The 20646-nt window shown below is 71.9% G+C and carries 17 protein-coding genes; 7 read left to right on the top strand and 10 right to left on the bottom strand.

The window, feature by feature from the left end; all coding sequences use genetic code 11:
- Window positions 1-8: 8 nt before the first annotated feature.
- Entirely contained in the window at window positions 9-2315 is a 2307-nt protein-coding gene (locus tag ACIP9D_RS24830; protein ID WP_350873257.1) for a M64 family metallopeptidase, read from the top strand.
- A 78-nt stretch (window positions 2316-2393) separates the two neighbouring features.
- On the opposite strand, the gene ACIP9D_RS24835 is transcribed toward ACIP9D_RS24830, so the two are convergent.
- The gene (locus tag ACIP9D_RS24835) at window positions 2394-3596 is read right to left on the bottom strand and encodes a low temperature requirement protein A (RefSeq protein ID WP_350873258.1); all 1203 of its coding nucleotides are present in this window, start codon (window positions 3594-3596) and stop codon (window positions 2394-2396) included.
- A gap of 238 nt (window positions 3597-3834) precedes the next feature.
- On the opposite strand from ACIP9D_RS24835, the gene ACIP9D_RS24840 reads away from it, so the two are divergent.
- Window positions 3835-5124: a PHB depolymerase family esterase gene (locus ACIP9D_RS24840; RefSeq protein WP_350873259.1), complete on the top strand. Its 1290-nt coding sequence runs from the start codon at window positions 3835-3837 to the stop codon at window positions 5122-5124.
- 109 nt (window positions 5125-5233) lie between these two features.
- Here the strand turns inward: ACIP9D_RS24840 and ACIP9D_RS24845 are convergent, their stop codons facing one another.
- From ACIP9D_RS24845 to ACIP9D_RS24860, 4 genes are all read right to left on the bottom strand, one after another.
- Entirely contained in the window at window positions 5234-6223 is a 990-nt protein-coding gene (locus ACIP9D_RS24845) for a transporter (protein ID WP_350873260.1), read from the bottom strand.
- Window positions 6220-7110 carry an ABC transporter ATP-binding protein gene (locus ACIP9D_RS24850; protein WP_350873261.1) on the bottom strand — a complete coding sequence of 297 codons (891 nt, stop codon included), beginning with the start codon at window positions 7108-7110 and terminating at the stop codon, window positions 6220-6222. Before ACIP9D_RS24850 ends, ACIP9D_RS24845 begins: the two co-directional genes overlap by 4 nt.
- Window positions 7111-7120: 10 nt before the next feature.
- Window positions 7121-7537, bottom strand: a complete 417-nt coding sequence (locus ACIP9D_RS24855) for a GntR family transcriptional regulator (protein WP_350873262.1) — start codon at window positions 7535-7537, stop codon at window positions 7121-7123.
- Window positions 7538-7685: 148 nt separating this feature from the next.
- Window positions 7686-9452 (bottom strand): thiamine pyrophosphate-dependent enzyme, encoded by a 1767-nt coding sequence (locus tag ACIP9D_RS24860; protein ID WP_350873263.1) that lies wholly within the window; start codon window positions 9450-9452, stop codon window positions 7686-7688.
- Between the two features lie 168 nt (window positions 9453-9620).
- Between ACIP9D_RS24860 and ACIP9D_RS24865 the strand changes: the two genes are divergently transcribed.
- Entirely contained in the window at window positions 9621-10952 is a 1332-nt protein-coding gene (locus ACIP9D_RS24865; RefSeq protein ID WP_350873264.1) for a low temperature requirement protein A, read from the top strand.
- Window positions 10953-11094: 142 nt separating this feature from the next.
- On the opposite strand, the gene ACIP9D_RS24870 is transcribed toward ACIP9D_RS24865, so the two are convergent.
- Together ACIP9D_RS24870 and ACIP9D_RS24875 are read right to left on the bottom strand one after the other, a co-directional pair.
- Entirely contained in the window at window positions 11095-12738 is a 1644-nt protein-coding gene (locus ACIP9D_RS24870; RefSeq protein WP_350873265.1) for an MDR family MFS transporter, read from the bottom strand.
- Window positions 12735-13202, bottom strand: coding sequence for a MarR family transcriptional regulator (locus ACIP9D_RS24875; RefSeq protein ID WP_350873266.1), 468 nt, complete (start codon window positions 13200-13202; stop codon window positions 12735-12737). Before ACIP9D_RS24875 ends, ACIP9D_RS24870 begins: the two co-directional genes overlap by 4 nt.
- 110 nt (window positions 13203-13312) lie before the next feature.
- Between ACIP9D_RS24875 and ACIP9D_RS24880 the strand changes: the two genes are divergently transcribed.
- From ACIP9D_RS24880 to ACIP9D_RS24895, 4 genes are all read left to right on the top strand, one after another.
- Window positions 13313-13918 carry a TetR family transcriptional regulator gene (locus ACIP9D_RS24880; protein WP_350873267.1) on the top strand — a complete coding sequence of 202 codons (606 nt, stop codon included), beginning with the start codon at window positions 13313-13315 and terminating at the stop codon, window positions 13916-13918.
- Window positions 13919-14093: 175 nt separating this feature from the next.
- Window positions 14094-14822, top strand: coding sequence for a YoaK family protein (locus ACIP9D_RS24885; RefSeq protein WP_350873268.1), 729 nt, complete (start codon window positions 14094-14096; stop codon window positions 14820-14822).
- Complete coding sequence (locus tag ACIP9D_RS24890) at window positions 14819-15994, top strand: alcohol dehydrogenase catalytic domain-containing protein (protein ID WP_350873269.1); 1176 nt, start codon at window positions 14819-14821, stop codon at window positions 15992-15994. Before ACIP9D_RS24885 ends, ACIP9D_RS24890 begins: the two co-directional genes overlap by 4 nt.
- A gap of 344 nt (window positions 15995-16338) precedes the next feature.
- Window positions 16339-17688 carry an endo-1,4-beta-xylanase gene (locus ACIP9D_RS24895; protein WP_350873270.1) on the top strand — a complete coding sequence of 450 codons (1350 nt, stop codon included), beginning with the start codon at window positions 16339-16341 and terminating at the stop codon, window positions 17686-17688.
- A gap of 101 nt (window positions 17689-17789) precedes the next feature.
- On the opposite strand, the gene ACIP9D_RS24900 is transcribed toward ACIP9D_RS24895, so the two are convergent.
- From ACIP9D_RS24900 to ACIP9D_RS24910, 3 genes are all read right to left on the bottom strand, one after another.
- Window positions 17790-18059 carry a GlsB/YeaQ/YmgE family stress response membrane protein gene (locus tag ACIP9D_RS24900; RefSeq protein WP_350873271.1) on the bottom strand — a complete coding sequence of 90 codons (270 nt, stop codon included), beginning with the start codon at window positions 18057-18059 and terminating at the stop codon, window positions 17790-17792.
- A 103-nt stretch (window positions 18060-18162) separates the two neighbouring features.
- Window positions 18163-19236, bottom strand: coding sequence for a hypothetical protein (locus tag ACIP9D_RS24905; RefSeq protein WP_350873272.1), 1074 nt, complete (start codon window positions 19234-19236; stop codon window positions 18163-18165).
- Between the two features lie 56 nt (window positions 19237-19292).
- Window positions 19293-20612, bottom strand: coding sequence for a hemolysin family protein (locus tag ACIP9D_RS24910; RefSeq protein WP_350873273.1), 1320 nt, complete (start codon window positions 20610-20612; stop codon window positions 19293-19295).
- Between the last annotated feature and the right edge of the window lie 34 nt (window positions 20613-20646).

Genomic DNA, 20646 nt, shown 5'->3' on the forward strand with positions numbered 1-20646 from the left:
AGGGGCGCATGCGGAAGATCAGAGCTGGACTGTGTGTGGCGGCGATGCTCGCCGTCGGACTGGTGGCCGCGCCACCGGCGTCAGCGGCCGACGTGGGCAGCGCCACCGTGGTGCCGATCCAGGTCACCGGTGATCCGGCCAAGCGGTTCAACCTGGTGCTGCTGGGCGACGGCTACACCGAGGCGGATCTGCCGACGTTCCGGTCGCACGTGGACAAGCACCTCAACACGCTGTGGACGATCGAGCCGTTCAAGTCCTACCGGAGCTACTTCAACGTCTACGCCGTGGAGATCGCCTCCGCGGAGTCCGGCGTGGACTGTGACCCCGGGCTGACCGATCCGCAGCGGGACACCGTGCTGGACATGGGCTTCTGGGGCGGCTGCAACCCCAACAGCGTGCAGCGCCTGCTGTCGGTCGACGGCGCCGCCGCGAACACCTACGCCAACCTGGCGACCGGCACCAACCCGGGCAACCGGCAGCTCATCGCGCTGGCCAACAGCAACACCTACGGCGGCGCGGGCGGCACCAACGCCACCGCCTCCGGGGGCAATGCGCTCTCCGCGCTGATCAGCCCGCACGAGATCGGGCACTCGCTCGGCGGCCTACAGGACGAGTACGACTACTACGCCCGTGGCGTCGCCGGCGACACGTACACCGGGGGCGAGCCCTCCTCCGTGCACCACACCGTGCTCACCGAGCAGCAGATGCGCGACACCCAGGCCAAGTGGTGGCGCTGGCTGGGCGAGCCGAGCGAGTCCGGCGGCACGATCGGCCGCTACGAGGGCGGCATGTACCTGCAGCGGGGCGTGTGGCGACCGAGCCAGCACTCGATGATGAAGTCGCTGGGCTTCTACTTCGACCAGGTCGCGCGGGAGCGGATGACCCAACGCATCGCCGCCCGGGTCGGCATCCTGCAGGACGCCACGCCGACCGACCGACCGATCGGCGCCGACCGGGTCGTCTGGGTGGAGACTCTGCACCCGGTGAGCCACGAGTTGAGCGTCACCTGGTCCGTCGACGGCGCCGCCGTACCGGGCACGGGTAACGCCCGCAGCCTCGACCTTCGCGCGCTGCGCCTCGCCGCCGGGACGCACACCGTCACCGCGACGGTGACCGACCCGACCACGTTCGTACGCGATCCGGCGATCCGGGACTCGCCCGCGCTGACCCAGCGCCGGACGTGGACCGTCGACACCGCGCTGAGCACCCCGCCGACCGCCGGCCCGTTGGCGATCACCGCGGCCACCGCGACCGACCGCGCGGTCGGCGCCCGGGACACGGTGTACGTGCAGGCGAACCACCCCACCGACCGGGTGCCGGCGGTGCGCTGGACCCTCGACGACCGGCCGGTGGCCAACCCGGGCCACGACGGTGACCTGGAGCTGGCCGCGCTGGATCTGGCAGGTGGCGCCCACCAGCTCACGGCCACGGTGCGCGACCCGGTGACGCACGAGTCGTTGACCCGCAGCTGGACGGTCGACGCGACCCGGCCGCAGGTCGACTACGACCTCTCCGAGCCGCTGCTCACCACGACCAGGCCCGGCAGGCCCACCGAGTACCTGTACAACGGCCCGTTCGGCATGAAGCTGACCGGCACGGACGACGGCCAGGGCCAGGTCACCCCGGAGTTCCGCCTGGACCGCGACGGGTGGCACAACTACTACGGCTGGCCCACCGACGCGCAGGCGCCCTTCCTGTTCACGGCCACCGGCACCGACGTCGACGGCCTGGTCTACGGCAACCTCGGCTCGGGCGGCCTGTCGGTGTCGCCGTTCGCCACGCGCACCCCCGGCTACGGCCGGCACACCATCGAGTACCGGGGCATCGACGCCGTCGGCAACATCGGCCCGGCGAAGGAATTCGTGGCCACGCTGATCCCGTCGCCGCCGGCGTGCAGCGACGTGATCTCCGGCCGGCACTCGGGTGCGCTGGTGGTGACCTCCGGGGTCACCTGCCTGCGCGGGGCGACCGTCTCCGGGGCGGTGGTCGTCCGGCCCGGTGCCGCACTGGTCGCCGAGCGGTCCTCGATCTCGGGCAGCGTGGCGGCGACCGGGGCGGACGCCGTCGAGCTGTTGAACACCACCGTGCGCGGGGCGGTCACGGTGACCGGCACCACCGACCACGTCACGGTGGTGGGGACCGAGGTGACCGGTGCGATGCTGCTCTCCGGCAACGTCACCGGCACGACCGCGCCCATCGTCGCCGGTAACGAGGTCACCACGTTGCACTGTTCCGGCAACAGCCCCGCGCCGGTCGACCTCGGCGCGCCGAACACCGTCTCCGGCGCGGCGTCCGGCCAGTGCCGCGCGGGGTGACGCCCGGCTGACCGGTCACGTCCCGACCCCGTCACCGGCTGTTCGGCTCGGTGGCGGGGTTCGGGGTCCGCGCGTCGGCTACAGCGCCGGGTTGGTCTCCGGCGCACGCCGGTAGGTCAGTCTGTCGTAGACGGCGACCGCGACCAGGATCAGCGCCGCGGTGACCACCGCGGCGAGCGGTCGCATGAGCACCATGGGTGGCGCCGCCAGGCCCAACGCCAGCACACCGACGAAGAGCACATACGAACGCCGCCTGCCGTTCCTCGGCGGCGCAAGGAAGGCCCGCCCGATCAGGAACAGCGCCGGACCGCCGAAGATGATGACCACCAACGCCCAGTCGATCGGCGGGTCCGGGTCCTCGACGACCTGCCCGAAGCCGACCGCGGTGCAGATGATGCCGCCGACGATGAGCAGCAGGCTCAGGCTCGCCCACTGGGACAGTTGCAGCTCCTCGCCGGCCGAGCTGCCGGAGTTGGCGGGTGCCGCCCGGATCTGCCCGCTGTGGTAGAAGTAGATCCGCCAGTACGCGACCACGGCCAGGAACGCGGCGACCAGGATGGCGGTCCGCTCGATCGAGAGGCCCGGGAAGCTCACGGCGAAGCCGGTTTCCACCATCACCTCCGCCAGGGCGATCATGAAGAACTGGTTGTACCGCTCGGCAAGGTGCGGAAAGGCGATCCTGACGCCGCCACGCCGGATCGCCCTGATCGGGGTGGGCCAGTTGGTGGCGGCGCCGAGCACCTCGATGGCGAGGGCGACGGTCCAGAACACGCCGCGGCCGGTGCCGCCGCTGATCGCGCCGCCCACCCACAACACCCCGGTCGCCAGGTGCCAGCACAGCACTCGGGCCGGCCCCGGCCACATCGGGTGACCACGCAGGGCGAGCGTCAGGTAGAGCGGTCGACCGATCTGGATGACCACGTACGTGCAGGCGAAGACCACGCCTCGCTCGCCGAACGCCTGCGGTAACGAGACCGCCAGGATCAACGTGCCGAACATCGTGGCGAGCAGCACCACCTGAAGGTCGGTGCGGCGGGGGTCGAACGTGCTCGCCATCAGCGCGTTGAGGGACCAGATCATCCACATCGCGGTGAAGAACAGCAGCGTCTGGCCGGCCTCCGAGAGCAGCGTGTGCCGGACGATGGTCAGGTCGTCCGCGACCCGTCCCGCGAGACGGGCGAGGGCGAAGACATAGACGATGTCGAAGAGCAGCTCCAGGACGGTGGCCTCGCGAGGGCTCGTGCTGTCCCCCAGGCCCCGGATCCCGGCTCGGATCAGCATGTCCGTCTTGATACGATTTGCTCCCCCATCGCGGTCAGTTCTACCACGGACGTTCAGGTTCTCGGGCCGACACGGGCCCGGCTCCGGCCCGACCCGACGGTGAGCGGCGCCGGCCCGAGTGGGTTGCCGGACCGGATAGCGGTATCCATACTTGTGGATGTTCCTGAGCCGGACATGATCGGGCTACCGGGCAGCCTCGGTCGCACCCTCGCCCCATTCGGCCCTCGGAGGAACCCCCATGAGAGTCAGGCTCAGATTGCTCGGCGCCGCCCTGACGGCCGCCGCGCTCACCCTGCTGGCCGCGGTGACCGCCACCGCGCCGGCGTCGGCGGCGTCGCTGACGGAGGTGACCAGCTTCGGCACCAACCCCAGCAACCTGCGGATGTACCTCTACGTGCCGGACCGGGTCGCGCCGCGGCCGGGGCTGCTCGTCGCCGTGCACTACTGCACGGGCAGCGGGCCGGCGTTCCACTCCGGCACCCAGTTCGCGTCCCTGGCCGACCGCTACGGCTACCTGGTGATCTATCCGTCGGTGACCCGCAGCAGCCAGTGCTTCGACGTCTCGTCGCCACAGGCCCTGCGCCGGGACGGAGGTAGCGACCCGGTGGGGATCATGTCGATGGTCAACCACGTCCGGCAGCGGTACGACGTCGACCCGGACCGGATCTTCGCCACCGGCGTGTCGTCCGGGGCGATGATGACCAACGTCCTGCTCGGGCTCTATCCCGACGTGTTCAGCGCCGGCGCCGCCTTCGCCGGCGTGCCGTTCGGCTGCTTCGCCACCACGAACGGCTCGGAATGGAACAGCGAGTGCGCCAACGGCCAGGTCGTGAGGACCCCGCAGGCCTGGGGCGACCTGGTGCGCAACGCGTACCCCGGATACACCGGCGAGCGGCCACGGATGCAGCTCTGGCACGGTACGAACGACGAGACGCTGCGCTATCCGAACTTCACCGAGGAGATCAAGCAGTGGACCAACCTGCACGGTCTCGGCCAGACGCCGACGTACACCGACACCCCGCAGCCCGGCTACACCCGGACCCGCTACGGCGGTAGCGGTGGCACGGCGCCGGTCGAGGCGATCAGCATGCAGGGTGTCTCGCACAACCTGCCGGTCGACGCCGCCCAGGCGATCCGCTTCTTCGGCCTGGACACGTCCACCCCGCCGCCGCCCACCACACCACCGCCGACCACTCCTCCGCCGGGCGGCGGGGCCTGCCGGGTGGCGTACGCGGTGAACGCCTGGAACAGCGGACTGACGGCCTCGCTGACCATCACCAACATCGGCGCCACGACGGTCAACGGCTGGAGCCTCGCCTTCACCCTGCCCGGCGGCCAGAGCATCACCAGCGGCTGGAACGCCTCGTACGCTCCGACCAGCGGCGCGGTGACCGCCCGCAACGCCTCCTACAACGGGACCATCGCGCCCCTCGCGTCGGTGAACATCGGCTTCCAGGCCACCCACACCGGCGACGCCGGGCGGCCGGCGTCGTTCACGTTGAACGGCGCGAACTGCGCGGTCGCCTGACCCATCGGCGCGCGGCGGTGGGTCGGCCGGACGTTCCGGCCCCCGCCCGGGTGGACGGCAAGCCGCGAAGGCGGCACCCGAACCGGGTGCCGCCTTCGGTCGGTCCGCGCTACGCGATGCGGCGGATCGCCCGGACCGCGACGTAGACCAGCACCAGCGCCAGGAGCACGAAGATGCCGGCCTCGATGCCCTGGAACAGCCAGAACCGCCCCGCCGGCTGGTACAGCTGCCAGTTGTAGGCGCCGGGCTCGACGCCGAGCTCGGCTCCGCAGCCCCGGCCGGTCGGCCCCAGGGCGCCTGGCGGGCACTGCATCCGGGTGTCGCTCACCACCATCTGTCCGTCGGGGTTGCGGACGCCGCTGGAGAGGATCCAGTTGCCGCGGTCGCCAATCGGTTCGCCGGTTCCCGTCACCGGGAAGGTGAGCGTGCGGGCCGGCTGGTAGTGGGGTCGCGCCAGCACGGCCACCGCCGCCCGTACGCCCACATAGCCGACCAGGGTGATGGCCATGGCGGGCAGCATCCGACGCCAGAGGGTGCCGGCGAAGATGCCGAGCGCCACCGCGAAGAGGGTGTAGCCGATCGGGACGATGCCCTGCAGGTCGAAGACGATGTAGCCGAGCCGGCCCTCGTGAGCGGCCCGGGTCAGCGGGTCGACCCACCACGACATGCCCAGCCCGTAGCCGACCGCGGCGGTCAGCACGACCGCGCCGGCCAAGCCGAACTTCACCAGGACCCACCGCCGCCGGCTGATCCCCTGGGTCCAGGCGAAGCGGTGCGTGCCCTGCTCCACCTCGCGGGCGACCAGCGGCGCGCCCCAGAAGAGGCCGACCAGCATCGGCAGCATGACGAGCAGCACGGCCACCAGGTTCAGGGCGCCGTACCGGTTGGTGAACCGGCGGAATCCCGCCTCGCAGGCTTCCACCGTCGCCGGCGCCACGTCGGCCCGCGCCAGGTCGCGCACACAGGCGGGCAGCCCGAGATCGGCGAAGGTGCTCCGCATCGCCACACCGATCGGGATCATCACGGCGGCGAGGAGCACGAACCCGAGGAGGGTGAACAGCAGTTGCTTGCGGTGCTGCCGCCAGGCCAGCCAGATCATGCCGGTACCCCCCACTCGGTGTGGCTCGCCGTGGTGTCGCCGTCGGCCAGGTAGGCCAGGATGAGGTCCTCCAGGCTGACCTCGCGGACCGTCCACGACGGATCGGTGATCGGCCCGTCGGTGCGGACGAGCAGCGTGGACTGCCGGTCGGTGTGGCTGGCCCGGACCACCGCCGCGACCCCGCCCAGCGGGCCACCGTCGTGCCGGGGGCCGATGAGCTGCCGGTGGCCGGCGACGATCTCGTCGACCGTGCCGACGAGCTGCACCCGGGCGGCGTTCAGCACGATCAGGTAGTCGCAGACCCGTTCCAGGTCGGCCAGCAGGTGCGAGGAGAGCAGGACCGTGGTGCCGGCGTCGGCGACGCTGCCCATCAGCGACTGGAGGAACTCCCGCCGGGCCAGCGGGTCCAGGCTGGCCACCGGCTCGTCGAGCAGCAGCAGCCGGGGGCGCTTGGCCAGTGCGAGCGCGAGGGCCACCTGCGCGCGCTGGCCGCCGGAGAGTTTGCCGACCGGCTTGTCGGGGGGGACGCCCAGCTGGGCCAGCCGGTTACGGGCCAGCGCTCCGTCCCACCGCCGATTCAGCTTCTCGCCCGCGGTGACCAGCTCCGCGGCGGTGAAGTCCCGGAACAGCGGGGTGTCCTGGGCGACGAACCCGATGTCGGCGAGACTCTCCGTGTTGTTGTAGGGCGAGCCGCCGAACACCCGGACCGCCCCCGCGTCGGGCCGGAGCAGGCCGACCGCCAGGTGCAGCAGCGTGCTCTTGCCGGCGCCGTTCGGGCCGACGAGGGCGGCGATCCGCCCGGCTGGCAGGCGTAGCGAGCAGTCCCGCAACGCCCAGGTCTTTCCGTACCGCTTGCCGAGTTGGTCGGCCTCCAGGACCACGTCCATCTCTGTCCTCTCATTCCGCTCGCGCGGACTCCTTCTGCGGTGTGTCGTCGGCGAGTGCGGCCCGCATGGTGGTCTCCACCAGGGCGATCACGTCCTCCGGCGTGAGCCCGGCCGCCCGCGCGCGGTGCAGCCAGGCCTCCAGGTCGGCGCGCAGCTCGGCCTGGTTGGGCAGCGACGCGCCGGCCAGGGTGCGCTCCACGAACGTCCCGATCCCGGGTCGGCCGGCCACCAGGCCCTCGATCTCCAGTTCTCGGTACGCCTTGAGCACCGTGTTCGGGTTGATCGCCAGCGACTGCGCGACCTCGCGAACCTTCGGCAGCTGGTCGCCCGGCACCAACAGGCCGACCCGCAGCGCCTGTTTCACCTGCTGCACCAGCTGCATGTAGGTGTTCACCTTGGACCGACTGTCCAGCACAAACTCGATCACTCGAGATGATCCTCTCTATTGTCCTACGGCAGTAGGACAAGTCGAAGCATCGCCTCGAGGAGAGTCGCTGTCAAGGGCTTTGTCGGCGCGTCCCGCCGCGTGTCGACCAGCAACCTCGCGCCGCGCCGCCCGGCGGCGCGGTCGCCGGTCAGGACCGCATTTCGTTGATCTTGTCGCGAGCGACCGAGGCGAGGGTGCTGAGCCGGTGCCCCTGCCCGCGCAGGAAGGCCTCGGTGAAGTACTTCGCCTGCTCGTAGCGGATCTTGCCGGGCATCGGCGGCTCGTTCGGGTTGACGTCGCAGTCCACCAGCGCCGGCCCCGGGTGCGCGAGGGCGTCCCGGATCGCGGCGGGCACCGCCTTCGGGTCGGTGACCTTGACGCCGTACGCGCCGCAGGCCCGGGCCCAGGCCGCGAAGTCCCCCTCCGGCTGCCGGTGCCGTACGGCGTACTCCGGGTAGCCGAGGATGATCTGCTCCCAGAGGATCTCGCCGTAGGCGTTGTTGTTGTTGATGACCACCTTGATCGGCAGCTCGTGCCGCACGGCGGTGAGGAACTCGGCCATCAGCATGGCGAACCCACCGTCCCCGACGAACGCGATGACCTGCCGGCGGGGGTACGCGTGCTGCATCGCGATCGCGTACGGCAGGCCGGGAGCCATGCTGGCCAGATTGCCGGAGAGGTAGTACTCCCGCCCGCCCCGAATCGTCCAGTGCCGTGCCGACCAGGTGGTGATGGTGCCGGAGTCGCTGGTCAGGATGGCGTCGTCGGTCGCCGCCTCGTCCACGCAGGCCATCAGGTACTGCGGGGCGATCGGGTGCCGCCGCGAATCCTGCAGGCTGGCCATGTCACGGCGCCACGCCTGCGTCTTGTGCTGGTACTTCTCCAGGAACGACCGGTCGGGCTGGTGCTGGACCAGGGGCAGCAGGTGCCGCAGCGCCAGCCGGGCGTCCGCGCAGACCCCCGCGGTCACCGGCAGCCGCATGCCGATCAGGCCCGGGTCGACGTCGATCTGCACCACCCGGGCCTGGTCAGGCTTGGGCAGGTACTGGGCGTACGGATAGGAGGTGCCGACCATGAGCAGCGTGTCGCACTCCTCCATCAGCTCCTCGCTGGGTCGGGTGCCGAGCAGGCCGAGACCGCCGGTGGTGAGCGGATGGTCGTCGGGCACCACCATCTTTCCCGGCAGCGTCTTGACGATCGGGCTGCCCAGGGCGTCGGCCACCGCGAGCACCTCCTCCCGCGCGCCGCGGGCCCCCACCCCGACCAGCATGGCGATCTTGCTGCCCTGCCGGAGAACCTCGGCCGCCCGGGAGATCTCCGCCGGGTCCGGCGAGAGCCGGGGGTACGCGATGCCGGCCGCGCTCATCGGCGGCTTGCCCGGGCCGACGTTGCGGTAGGGATCGGCGGAGGCCGGGGCGACCTGGAGGTCGTTGGGGAAGGTCAGGTGCGCGACGGTCCGCTTGCCGAGGGCGTCGCGGATGGCCAGGTCCACCACGCCCGGCACCTGCTGCGGGTTGGTGACGATCAGGTTGTACGACGCCACGTCCTGGAAGAGCAGCTGGGTGTGCACCTCCTGCTGGTAGTGCGTACCGAGCACGGACGTCTCCTGCATGCCGGTGATCGCGAGCACCGGCACGTGGTCGAGCTTGGCGTCGTACAGGCCGTTGAGCAGGTGGATGGCGCCCGGCCCGGAGGTGGCGCAGCAGACGCCGAGCCGGCCGGTCGCCTTGGCGTAACCGGTGGCCATGAAGGCCGCCGCCTCCTCGTGGTGCACCAGGATGAACCGGAGCTTCTCCCGCTGCCGGCGAAAGCCCTCCATCAGGCCGTTGATGCCGTCGCCCGGCAGCCCGAAGATGGTGTCGACCCCCCACTCCACGAGCCGGCGGGCCAGGCTCTCGCCAACGATCTCCTGCACGTCATTCCTCCTGGTGGTGGGTGCCCGGGCGACGGCGGCTACCCGTCGTCGTCGCGGGCAAACCCCACGAGGACGCAAGAACGGGACGGCGCCGGCCAGCCGGGGCGGCGGGACGCAGTCGGTAGCGATTCGGCCCGCGACCCGCGCCGGCGCTGGGAGACTCGTCCGGTGGGTCGCTACCGGTGGCGGGGGACGTTGGGGCCGGCCGTGCCCATCGCCCCGGGCACCCGCGCCGACAAGTTCGAGCTCTTCTTCGACCTGGTCTTCGTGGTCTCGTTCTTCATCATCACCCGGGCCACCGCGGCGAACGTCACCCCCCGGGAGCTGCTGCACGCGCTGCTGGTGCTCGCCGTGCTCTGGTGGTGCTGGGTGGTGCACAGCGTCGTCGCCAGCCGGGTCCGGCTCGGTGAGGGCTTCGTCCCGGTGGCGATGGTCCTCGGCATGGCGGCGCTCTTCACCTTCGCGCTGGCCCTGCCCCAGGCGTTCGAGCACCCGCAGCACGGCGGCGCCGGGCCCATGCTGGTCGCGGTCAGCTACGTGGCGATCCGCCTCGTCCATCTGCTGCTCTACCTGCACGCGGTACGGGGAAAGGCGAATTCACGTCGCAAGATGCTCCAGTTCGTGCCGGAGATGGCGGTCACCACGGTGCTGTTGATCGTCGCCGCGGTGCTTCCGCAGCACCTCGACGATCCGGGGCTGGCGGCGCTGGTCCGCGACGGCCTGTGGGTCGCGGTCGTCATCATCCAGTACGGCAGCGGGCTCCTCGCCGGCACCTGGGGCTGGGAACTCCCCTCCGCAGAGCACTGGACAGAGCGCTACGACCTGATCCTGATCATCGCGCTGGGTGAGTCGGTCATCTCCGTCGGCGTCGGCGGCAACCTGCTCGGCAAGCCGGTCACCTGGCAGGCGATCCCGGCAGCCATGCTCGGGATCATCTTCACCGCGGCCCTGTGGTGGGCGCACTTCGACTTCGTCGGGCCGGCCGCCCGGATCGCGCTGCACGCGGCCAAGAACGGCCCCCGGGTGGCGATGGCCCGGGACGCCTACGCCTACCTCTACCTGCCGATGATCGCCGGCGTGATCCTGTTCGCCATCGGCGCCGAGGAGGTCATCCGCGTCATCACCGACCCGGCCGGCGGAGTGGGCGAGCCGGCCCACGGTCCCGCCGTACCGATGCTCTTCGGTGGGGTGATGCTCTACCTCGCGGCCGACCTGGCGTTCCAGCTGCGCACCCTGCACACCGTCTCGTGGACCCGGATCGGGGTGCTGGTCATCCTGGCCGTCGCGCTGCCGATCGGCGGTGAGCTGCCCGCGCTCGCCGCCCTCGCCCTGCTCACCGCCATCTGCGTGGCGCTGGTGACGATCGAGGCGGTGGTCTTCGCGGACTCCCGGCGCGCCCTGCGTGCGGCCATCCTCGAGGAGAAGACCGCGCACGAGGCGCACGAGGTCGCCTGGCGCGCTCGCTGGCACGAGGGCGAGCCGCCCACCCCGATGGACTGAGCACCGACGGTCCGGCCGAGGTCCCGCCTGCGCCACCCGAGTGGGCCGGCACCGCCGCTGCGGGCCGCCGGGCACCCGCCCGAAAACGGCCGGGGCCGCCGCCGTCTGACGACGGTGGCGGCCCCGGGTGGTGCGTCGCAGGTCAGCGGCGGGTGGTTACGCCCTCGGGCGTCCCCTCGACGGGGACCTGGTCGAGCGCGGGCGCCCCGTCGACCGCGTCCGCGGCGACGGCCGCCGAGCGGGCCGCGTCGGGCAGGTCGAGGCTGGTCCGCAGGGTCACCGGCTTGAGCAGGAGACCGGCGATGACACCGACGACGGCGATGGCGGCGGAGATCAGGAAGATGTGTCCGGTCGCGTCGCCGTACGCGGCGCGCACGATGTGCTGCACCGCCTCGGGCAGCGCGTTGAGGTTCAGGCTGCTGGTCTCGCCCGAGCCGCCCCCGGCGGGAATCCCGGACGCCGCGAGGTCGTGGGTGATCCGGTCGCTGACCCGGCGGGCCAGGACGGCGCCGAGCACCGAGACGCCGATGGTGCCGCCGAGCGAGCGGAAGAACGCGACGGTGGAGCTGGCCGCGCCGATGTCCTTGAGCGCCACGGTGTTCTGCACGGCGAGAACGAGGTTCTGCATGGTCATGCCGACGCCGGTGCCGACGATGAACATGGCCGCGCCGACCAGGTAGAGCGAGGTCTCGTGGTCGATCGTGCCGAGCAGCGCGAAGCCGGCGACGAGCAGGATCGAGCCGCCGACGATGTACGGCTTGATCCGCCCGCTCTTGGTGATCAGCCGACCCGCGACGATCGAGGAGAGCAGGACGCCGGCCATCATCGGAATGGTGAGCAGGCCGGCCTCGGTCGGGCTGTAGCCGCGACCGATCTGGAAGTACTGGCCGAGGAAGACGGCACCGCCGAACATGGCCATGCCGACCGCGAGGCTGCCGAGGATGGCCAGCGCCGTGGTGCGCTCCCGGACGACGGACAGCGGGACGACCGGCTCTGCCGCCCGGGACTCGACCCAGACCGCCAGCGCGAGCAGGACGAGTGAGCCGCCGACCATGGCCGCGCTCTCCCAGGAGACCCAGGCGAACGAGCTGTCCACGAACGAGATCCAGATGAGCAGCACGCTGACGCAGGCGGCGATGAGCGTCGCGCCCAGGTAGTCGATCTTCACATTCTCCCGGCGCACGGTGGGCAGGCGAAGGGTGGCCTGCAACAGGACCAGCGCGACGAGGGCGACGGGCACGCCGACGAAGAAGCACCAACGCCAGCCGAGCCAGGACGTGTCGACGATGAGGCCGCCCAGCAGCGGGCCGCCGACCGTCGCGACGGCCATCACGCCGCCGAGGTAGCCGTTGTACCGGCCGCGCTCGCGCGGCGGGATCATCGCGGCGATCGCCACCTGGACGAGGGCCTGCAGCCCGCCGACGCCGATGCCCTGGAACGCGCGGGCGGCGATGAGCTGGCCGGCGCTCTGCGAGAAGCCGGCGACGACCGAGCCCAGCAGGAAGACGACGATGGCGATCTGCACCAGGGACTTCTTGTTGAACAGGTCGGCGAGCTTGCCCCAGATCGGGGTGGTGGCCGTCGCCGTCAGCAGGGTCGCGGTGACCACCCAGGTGTACTGGGTCTGCGACCCGTTGAGCGAGCCGATGATCTTGGGGAGTGCCGTCGAGACGACGGTGCTGCTGAGCATGGCGACGAAGAGCACCAGCAGCAGGCCGCTGAGAGCCTCCAGCGTCCGCCGGTGGGTCATCGGCGCGGCGCCGACGGTTGTGGTGGGTGCGCTCATCGCGCTGCCTCCAGGTTGTCGTGGTTTCCGAGGGCGATCTCGATGTCGCGGGTGAACCGGTCGAGCGCGGCGCTGAGCGCCGTTACCTCGCCGGGAGTCCAGTCGACGAGCGCCCGGTCGAGCACCTCGCCGTACCAGTCGAAGGTGTCGGTCAGCGCGGCCCGGCCGGCCGGGGTGAGCGACAGGAAGCTGGCCCGCCTGTCGTCCGGGTCGGGTCGCCGCTGGACCAGGTCGTGCGCGACCAGGGCGGCGACGGCGCGGCTGACGGTTGACGGGTCGAGCCGGGTCCGCTGGGCCAGCTCCCGGGCGTGGCAGCCGGTGGAGAGCCGGTCGATCTGCAGAAGGATGCCGACCAGGCCGGACGGCACAGCCGGCCGCTCGTCGGCCCGACGCTGCTTGATCAGTCGGACGCCGTTGAGCAGACCGTGCAGCCGGAGACCGAGGTCCCGTACGGATTCGTCCACGTTCCCTCCCCGAGCCGAGATGGTTGCCTCAAACAATCATCTGCCAATCTTGCCCATCGGGCAAGTTTGCTCGTTGAGAACTCCATCACGGCCACGTACCCTTGGGAGCCATGGACGAGACCACGGGGCTGCGGGAACGCAAGAAGGCAGCCACCCGCCTCGCCCTGCACGAGGCGGCCCTGCGGCTCGCCATCGAAGAGGGGCTCGACCGGATGACGGTCGAGGCGATCGCGGATGCCGCGAACGTCTCCCGGCGTACGTTTTCGAACTATTTCTCCAGCAAGGAGGAGGCCCTCTTCCACGGCGACACGATGCGGCTGAGCCGGATGCTGGAGTTGATCCGCGAGCAGCCGACCGACGAGCAGCCGTGGCCGGCGCTGACCCGGGCGGCGCTACGCCTGACCGAGGAGGCGTTCCACGACGCCGACCCGTCCTGGCTCACCCGCCGCCGCCAACTGCGCGGGCACCCCGGCCTGGCCGCCCACCAGGTGGCGGCGTACGCGACCATCGAGCGTGAGGTGGCCGCGGAGCTCGCGCTCCGGCTGACCGGCGCCGACGTGACGCTGCGGTCCCGGGTGCTGGCGTCGACCTTCCTGACCACCGTGCGGGTCGCCGTCCAGCACTGGTACGAGCACCCCGAGCGCTCGCTGATCGACACGGTCCGCGCCGCGCTCGACGCGGTCGCCCCCGCCTCGACCGGCGCTCCCGTCGCCTGAGCCGCGCCCGACGGCCGACCCGGCGACGGTGGGGCGGCTGCGACGGCGCACCGGGCGTTCGCGCGGGCTTCCCGCCTCCTCCCCGGCGGCATGAACGGCGTACGCCCGGGAAGAAGCCCTTCGCCACGGTGGGTGACGGTGGGGAGGCAGTCGTACGAGGAACAGAGCGGACCGGGTGACCGGACCGGTCAGCGCCGGGCAGCTCGACGGTCCCGCGCTGTCCCGGCCGGTGGTGCTCCGGTTGCTGGTGGTGCTGGCCGCCGCGTCGGGCTGCATCGACGTGTTCTGCGTGACCCGACTGGGCGGCTTCTTCGCCAGCGTGATCACCGGCAACCTGGTGCAACTCGGCCACGCGGTCGCCACGACGAAGACGCAGTTGATGGCCGGCGGGGCCACGGCCGTCGGCGGCTACGCGCTGGGCGTGGCCGGGGGAACGCTGCCGCTGCGCCGGCTCGGGTCGGGCTGGGGTCGGCGTACCGCGGGGGTGGCGGTGGTCCAGTCGGTGCTGCTGGCCAGCGTCGCGGCGGGCTGGTGGGGCACCGGCGGGCGGCCTGGATACGCCTTCGGTCTGGCGCTGCTGGGCGTGGCGTCGGCGGCGAGCGGGGTGCAGAGCGTGATCACCCTCAGCGCCGGGATCCGCGGTGCGGCGACCACGTACCTGACCGGCTCGCTGACCGAGGTGGTCCGTGGCGCGGTGCTCGACCCGCATCGGATCACCGTCGGCGCGGGCGGGATCTCCCGGCTGCTGGGGCTCTTCGCCGGCGCGGTGCTCGGCGCGCTGACGCTGACGGTGGCACCGAGGTGGGCGCCCGCGCTCGCGGCGGCGCTGGTGGTCGCGGTCGTGGTCGTCGCCGTGGGACTGGCCCGGCGGGGCGTGACCACAGAGCGAGGGAGGCACGGATGAGAGCCGTCGTCTACGAGGACGTCCGCCGGGTCGGGGTGCACGAGGTGCCCGACGCGACCCTGGAGGCGGAGACCGACGCCCTGATCCGGATCACCTCCAGCGCGCTCTGCGGCACGGACCTGCACATGTACGACGGGCGCACCGGGGCGAACGCCGGCCTGGTGCTCGGTCACGAGCCGCTGGGCGTGGTCGAACGGGTGGGCGGTGCGGTGCAGACCATCCGGCCCGGCATGCGGGTGGTGATCCCGACGCACCTCTTCTGCGGCACCTGCCCGATGTGCGCCCGAGGGCTCTCCGCCGCCTGTCTGCGAGCCCGGGCCGAGGGGCCGGGCGCCGCGTACGGCTATGCCGGGATGGGCCCCTACCGGGGCGCCCAGGCCGACCTGCTCCGGGTGCCGTGGGCGGACGCGAACTGCGTACGCCTGCCGGGCGAGCCCGGCGACGCCCGTGAGGACGACTTCGTACTGCTCGCCGACGCGTTCGTCACCGGCTGGCACGCGGCCGCCACCCTTGCCGGGGTCGAGGCGGGCGACACGGTGGCCGTGTTCGGCGCCGGCACCATCGGTCTGCTCAGCGCGTACTCGGCGGCGATCCTGGGTGCCCGCGCGGTCTACTGCGTCGACGGGGTGGACGCCCGCCTGGACAAGGCCGGTGAGATCGGGGCGACGCCTGTCGACTTCCGCCACGGTGACCCGGTGGAGCAGATCCGCGCGGACCGGGCCCGGGCCGGGCTGCCACTCGGCGAGGAGAAGCTGGGCGGAGTGGACAAGGTCATCGACGCGGTCGGGTTCCAGGCCCGTGACCGGGAGCGTCCCGAGCGGGAGCGCCCCGACCAGGTGATCGCGGACGCGGCCCGGCTGGTCAACCCGACGGGCGCGATCGGCGTCGCCGGGGTGTACCCGGACAACGACCCGCACCCGGCTCCCGGCGCGAGCGGGCACGAGGACCTGACCGCGCCGTGGGGAACGTTGTTCAGCAAGGGCGTGTCGGTCCGGTTCGGTCGTACCCACGACCGCCGTTACACCCTTCGACTGCGTGACCTGGTGGTCTCCGGCCGGGCCCGACCCGGCGTCGTCGTCACCCACCACGCCTCGCTCGCGGCGGCGCCCGAGCTGTACCGCCGCTTCGACCGGCGCGAGGACGGCGTGATCAAGGCGGTGCTGCACCCGTAGCCGGGTGTTGGCGTTGCGGAACAGTTCCGGAACATCCGCGACTCACAGCACTTCATCGGCCGGCGATCACTGATCGCGTCTCCGCCGTTGTCAGCTGGCTAGCTCCCCCGAACTGGCAGTTCTCGCTCCATGTTGGCCAGAGCAGCGACTTAGCTCTCGTTAATTTTCCGGAAATTCTTGCTCGTCTATGCGCTCCGCTGCCATACTCCACATCCACCAGGGTCGATGTTCCGAGGGTGCGCACCCCGTCCCGGGTGCGGTCAGCTCGACGGTCTCGACCCGGCCACCACCACCCCAGGCCGCCGCCCCCACGGCCCGGCCTGGTTCCCAGAGAAGGGACAATCATGATCGAGAGGTGCCAGGGGAACATTCGTCCGAGATCCGGTCCCCCAGTGCGTACGGCGGTCGTCCTCGCCGCCGCAGGTCTGCTCGCCGTGACCACCGCCGCGTTCCTGCCGGGCACGGCGAGCGCCGGGACCACCCTGGGCGCGTCGGCGGCGGAACGGGGCCGGTACTTCGGCACCGCGGTCGCCGCGAACAAGCTGAGCGACAACACCTACGCCACGATCCTGAACCGCGAGTTCAACTCGGTGACCCCCGAGAACGAGATGAAGATCGACGCCACCGAGCCGCAACAGGGCCAGTTCAGCTACGGCGCGGCGGACCAGATCGTCAACCACGCCCGCAGCCGCGGAATGCAGGTGCGCGGTCACACCCTGGCCTGGCACTCCCAGCAGCCCGGCTGGATGCAGAACATGTCCGGCAGCGCGCTGCGGCAGGCGATGCTCAACCACGTCACCCAGGTGGCGACCCACTTCCGCGGCAAGGTCGTGGCGTGGGACGTGGTGAACGAGGCGTTCGCCGACGGCAGCTCCGGCGCCCGCCGCGACTCCAACCTCCAGCGCACCGGCAACGACTGGATCGAGGCCGCGTTCCGGGCCGCCCGCGCCGCCGACCCGGGCGCGAAGCTCTGCTACAACGACTACAACACCGACGACTGGACGCACGCCAAGACCCAGGCCGTCTACAACCTGGTACGCGACTTCAAGCAGCGCGGCGTGCCCATCGACTGCGTCGGCCTCCAGTCGCACTTCAACAGCGGCTCGCCCTACCCGGGCAACTACCGCACCACGCTGTCCAACTTCGCGGCGCTCGGCGTCGACGTGCAGATCACCGAGCTGGACATCGAGGGCGCGCCGGCGGCCACCTACCGCAACGTCGTGCAGGACTGCCTCGCCGTCTCCCGCTGCACCGGCATCACCGTCTGGGGCATCCGGGACACCGACTCGTGGCGGGCCTCGCAGAACCCGTTGCTCTTCACCGGCAGCGGCGCCAAGAAGCCGGCGTACGACGCGGTCCTCGCCGCGCTCAACGGCGGCTCGGCCCCGCCGACCACCGGACCGCCGACCCCGCCACCGGGCGGCGGCTGCACCGCGACCCTGCGCGACGCCACCCGCTGGAGCGACCGCTTCAACAGTGAGGTGACGGTCAGCGGGGCGAGCAACTGGACGGTGGTCGTCGCCGTCACCCCGCCGCAGAAGATCTCGTCCACCTGGAACGGCACCCCGAGCTGGGACACCAGCGGGAACGTCCTGACCATGCGGTCGAACGGCAGCGGCAACGTCTTCGGCTTCACCACCATGGCCAACGGCACCTGGACCCGCCCACAGGTCCGTTCCTGCACCGCGTCCTGACCACCAAGCCCGCGCGCGGTTCGGGGCGGCGACGGTTTCCCGTCGCCGCCCCGTTTCGTGCGCGGTGCCCCCGCCCGGTGCCGGCTGGCCCGGTCGCGCCGTCAGACGCGGCGGCGGCCGTAGGCGCCGGCGGCGATGGCCACGCCGATCGCGGCGAAGACGACCTGGATGATCAGCTCGATCCAGTCGACGCCGCTGGTGTCGTCGACGCCGAGCGCACCGGCCACGACGGTGCCGAGGATGGCGGCGAGCACGCCGATGAGCAGGGTGAGCCAGATCGGGATGTTCTGCTTGCCCGGTACGACCAGCCGACCCAACGCGCCGATGATCAGACCGATGATGATGGCGGTGAAGATGCCGGTGACTTCCACGAGAGCCGTCCCTTCCGAGGGGTGTTGACGGCCCGATCATTGCCCTGGGCAACATGCTCCGAAACCCGCGTACCGCTCGCGAAATCCGGGCGGCCGAGGCCGGCTACCGCCGCCCGGCGCGACGCGACCGGGTCACCGCGACAAGTCCGGCGACGAGCACCGCCAGCCCCAATCCACCGGCCGCCACCATGGCGGTGCCGAGGCCGCCGTCGCTGCTGTGGCCGTCGTCCGCCGTGCCGGCAGCCGGTGTCGGAGTGCCCGGCGAAGCGGCCGGCGCGGGCTCCGCCAGGGGGTATCGCAGGATCACCGGCCGCGTGCCGGCCACGGCGGCCTCGGAGACCGTGAACAGGGAACGCCCGTCCCGGCTGTAGGAGATCGACTCGCCCTGCGGCTCGTCGGGCAGGGCCGTGATCCGCGGGGTTCCGGTGGTCAGGGCGGTGATCACGTCGCCGCCGGTGACGTCGAACTCGAACGCGTCGGCGTACGTCCGCAGCACCACCCGGCGCCCGTCCGAGGCGGTCGCCGCACCGGTCACCGAGGACCGACCGAGGACGCCGTACGGGTTGCTGGTCGTGGTGGTAGGCAGCCGCACCTGCCCGACCCGGGTCAGCGGCACCGTCGCGCCGGGCCGCAGGGCGGCGCTCGGGGTGTAGAGCACGGCCGAGTACTTGGTCACGATCACCGGCCGGCCGTCGCCGGTCACCAGCAGCGCCTCGGCGTCGTGCGCGCCGTCCGGGTAGGACATCCGGTACAGCACCGGTCGGTCGGCGCCCGGGGCGAGCCGCCACACCGCGATGGTCTGCCGGGTGCGGTCGTTGTCACCGATGTCGCCCACCCAGATCGTGCCGTCCGCGCCGACGGCGAGATCCTCGGTGTCCCGTGGCCGCGAGGGGTACGGCACGGCCCGCGCCACCGCGCAGGCGGAATCCAGGAAGAAGATGCGGCGGCGGGCCTCGTCGTCGGCGCCGTCGTTCATCATGACGAACCCGTCGTCGGTGGCCACCATCCCGGAGATCTCGGCCAGCCGGCGATCACCCAGCTCGCAGACCGGGGTCGCCGGGGCCGGAGCGGGCGACGGCTCCGCGACCGCCCGGCCGGGCACCGCCACGCCGGCGAGGATCGCCACCGCGCCGACCCCGGCGCGCAGCCTCCGTACGCTTCCCGCGCCTGGCCACATCGCCCGCCCCTTCCTGTCGCCTTCCGGACCCGTCGCCGCCCCCGGTGTCGGCGTCGTCAGGAGCCGGCCCGGTCCTCGTCGTCCCGGCCACCGTCCGCCGCCGCCGACGAGCCCGGACGTAGCCTGACACGGGTGATGGCGCGGCCGGTCACCTCGGTCACCTCCGCCGTGAACCCGGGCAACTGCACAACCTCCCCGGCGGTCTTCGGGATGTGGCCGAGGTGGGTCAGCACGAGGCCCGCGACCGTGGTGTAGTCGCCCCCCTCGATGGTCTCCTCGTCGAGTTCGACGCCCACGTCGGGCAGGTCGTGCACGGGGAAACCGCCGGGCAGCAGCAGCGACCCGTCGGGGGCCCGGACGACCGCCTGCACGTCGCGGTCGGTCTCGTCGTAGATCTCACCGACGATCTCCTCGATGAGGTCCTCCATCGTGACGATGCCGTCGATGGAGCCTCGCTCGTCGACGACCAGGGCGAACTGCTGACGTTGCAGGCGCAGCTCCCGGATCGCCTCGGTGACCTTCAGGGTCTCCGGCAGGTAGAGGGCCGGATGCGCGCGCTCGCCGACCGGCCCGCCGGCGTCGAGCAGGTCGCGCAGATGCACCACGCCGAGCGTGTCGTCCAGGCCACCACGCCCGACGATCGGCGCCCTCGTGTGCCCCGAGCCGCCCAGCTCCCGTAGGGCCTCGCGGGCGGAGAGCGACGCCGACAGGGTGACCACCTCCCGGCGGGGCACCAGGATCTCCCGCAGGATCCGCTCGGCGACCTCGAACGCGCCGCTGATGATCATCCGGTGTTCGGGGGTCAGGCTGCGCTGCGCGGCCACCATGTCCCGCAGCTCCTCGGTCGTGACCTCCTCACGCCGGGCGCGGGGGTCACCGCCGGTCAACTGGACCACGACGTCGGTGGCCCGGCCGAGCAGCCAGACCGCCGGGCGGGAGAACGTCGACAGCGCGTCCAGGGGTCGGGCGACCAGCAACGCCCACCCCTCGGGGCGCTGCAGGGCGATCCGCTTCGGCGCCAGCTCTCCCAGGACGAGGGTGATGAAGGTCAGCACGACCGTCACCAGCACGATCGACACCGGTCTCGCCGCCGAACCGAGGAACCCGAGCGGATCGACGAGCGGCGCGGCGAGCGAGACCGCCGCCGCCGCGGAGGCCAGGAAGCCCGCCAGCGTGATCCCGATCTGGATGGTGGCCAGGAACCGGTTCGGGTCGCGCGCCAACCGGGCAAGAACCCGTCCGCCCCGGGAGGCACGCTCCAGGCGCTGCAACTGACCCTCGCGCAGTGACACCAGCGCCATCTCGCTACCCGCGAACACCGCGTTCACCAGCACCAACACGAGCACCAGCGCGACCTGCACGCCATAGCCGCCCACGGCCTGTTCGACGCCTCCCTGGCCCGGACCCTCC

This window comes from Micromonospora sp. NPDC093243 (assembly GCF_044753725.1).
GTDB lineage: Bacteria > Actinomycetota > Actinomycetes > Mycobacteriales > Micromonosporaceae > Micromonospora.

Excerpts from the sequence above, each read along its gene's own strand:
- ACIP9D_RS24845 (WP_350873260.1), bottom strand. The coding sequence starts at position 6,223 with ATGATCTGGCTGGCCTGGCGGCAGCACCGCAAGCAACTGCTGTTCACC.
- ACIP9D_RS24830 (WP_350873257.1), top strand. The coding sequence starts at position 9 with ATGCGGAAGATCAGAGCTGGACTGTGTGTGGCGGCGATGCTCGCCGTC.
- ACIP9D_RS24835 (WP_350873258.1), bottom strand. The coding sequence starts at position 3,596 with ATGCTGATCCGAGCCGGGATCCGGGGCCTGGGGGACAGCACGAGCCCT.
- ACIP9D_RS24905 (WP_350873272.1), bottom strand. The coding sequence starts at position 19,236 with ATGTGGCCAGGCGCGGGAAGCGTACGGAGGCTGCGCGCCGGGGTCGGC.
- ACIP9D_RS24840 (WP_350873259.1), top strand. The coding sequence starts at position 3,835 with ATGAGAGTCAGGCTCAGATTGCTCGGCGCCGCCCTGACGGCCGCCGCG.
- ACIP9D_RS24880 (WP_350873267.1), top strand. The coding sequence starts at position 13,313 with ATGGACGAGACCACGGGGCTGCGGGAACGCAAGAAGGCAGCCACCCGC.
- ACIP9D_RS24895 (WP_350873270.1), top strand. The coding sequence starts at position 16,339 with ATGATCGAGAGGTGCCAGGGGAACATTCGTCCGAGATCCGGTCCCCCA.
- ACIP9D_RS24890 (WP_350873269.1), top strand. The coding sequence starts at position 14,819 with ATGAGAGCCGTCGTCTACGAGGACGTCCGCCGGGTCGGGGTGCACGAG.
- ACIP9D_RS24870 (WP_350873265.1), bottom strand. The coding sequence starts at position 12,738 with ATGAGCGCACCCACCACAACCGTCGGCGCCGCGCCGATGACCCACCGG.
- ACIP9D_RS24850 (WP_350873261.1), bottom strand. The coding sequence starts at position 7,110 with ATGGACGTGGTCCTGGAGGCCGACCAACTCGGCAAGCGGTACGGAAAG.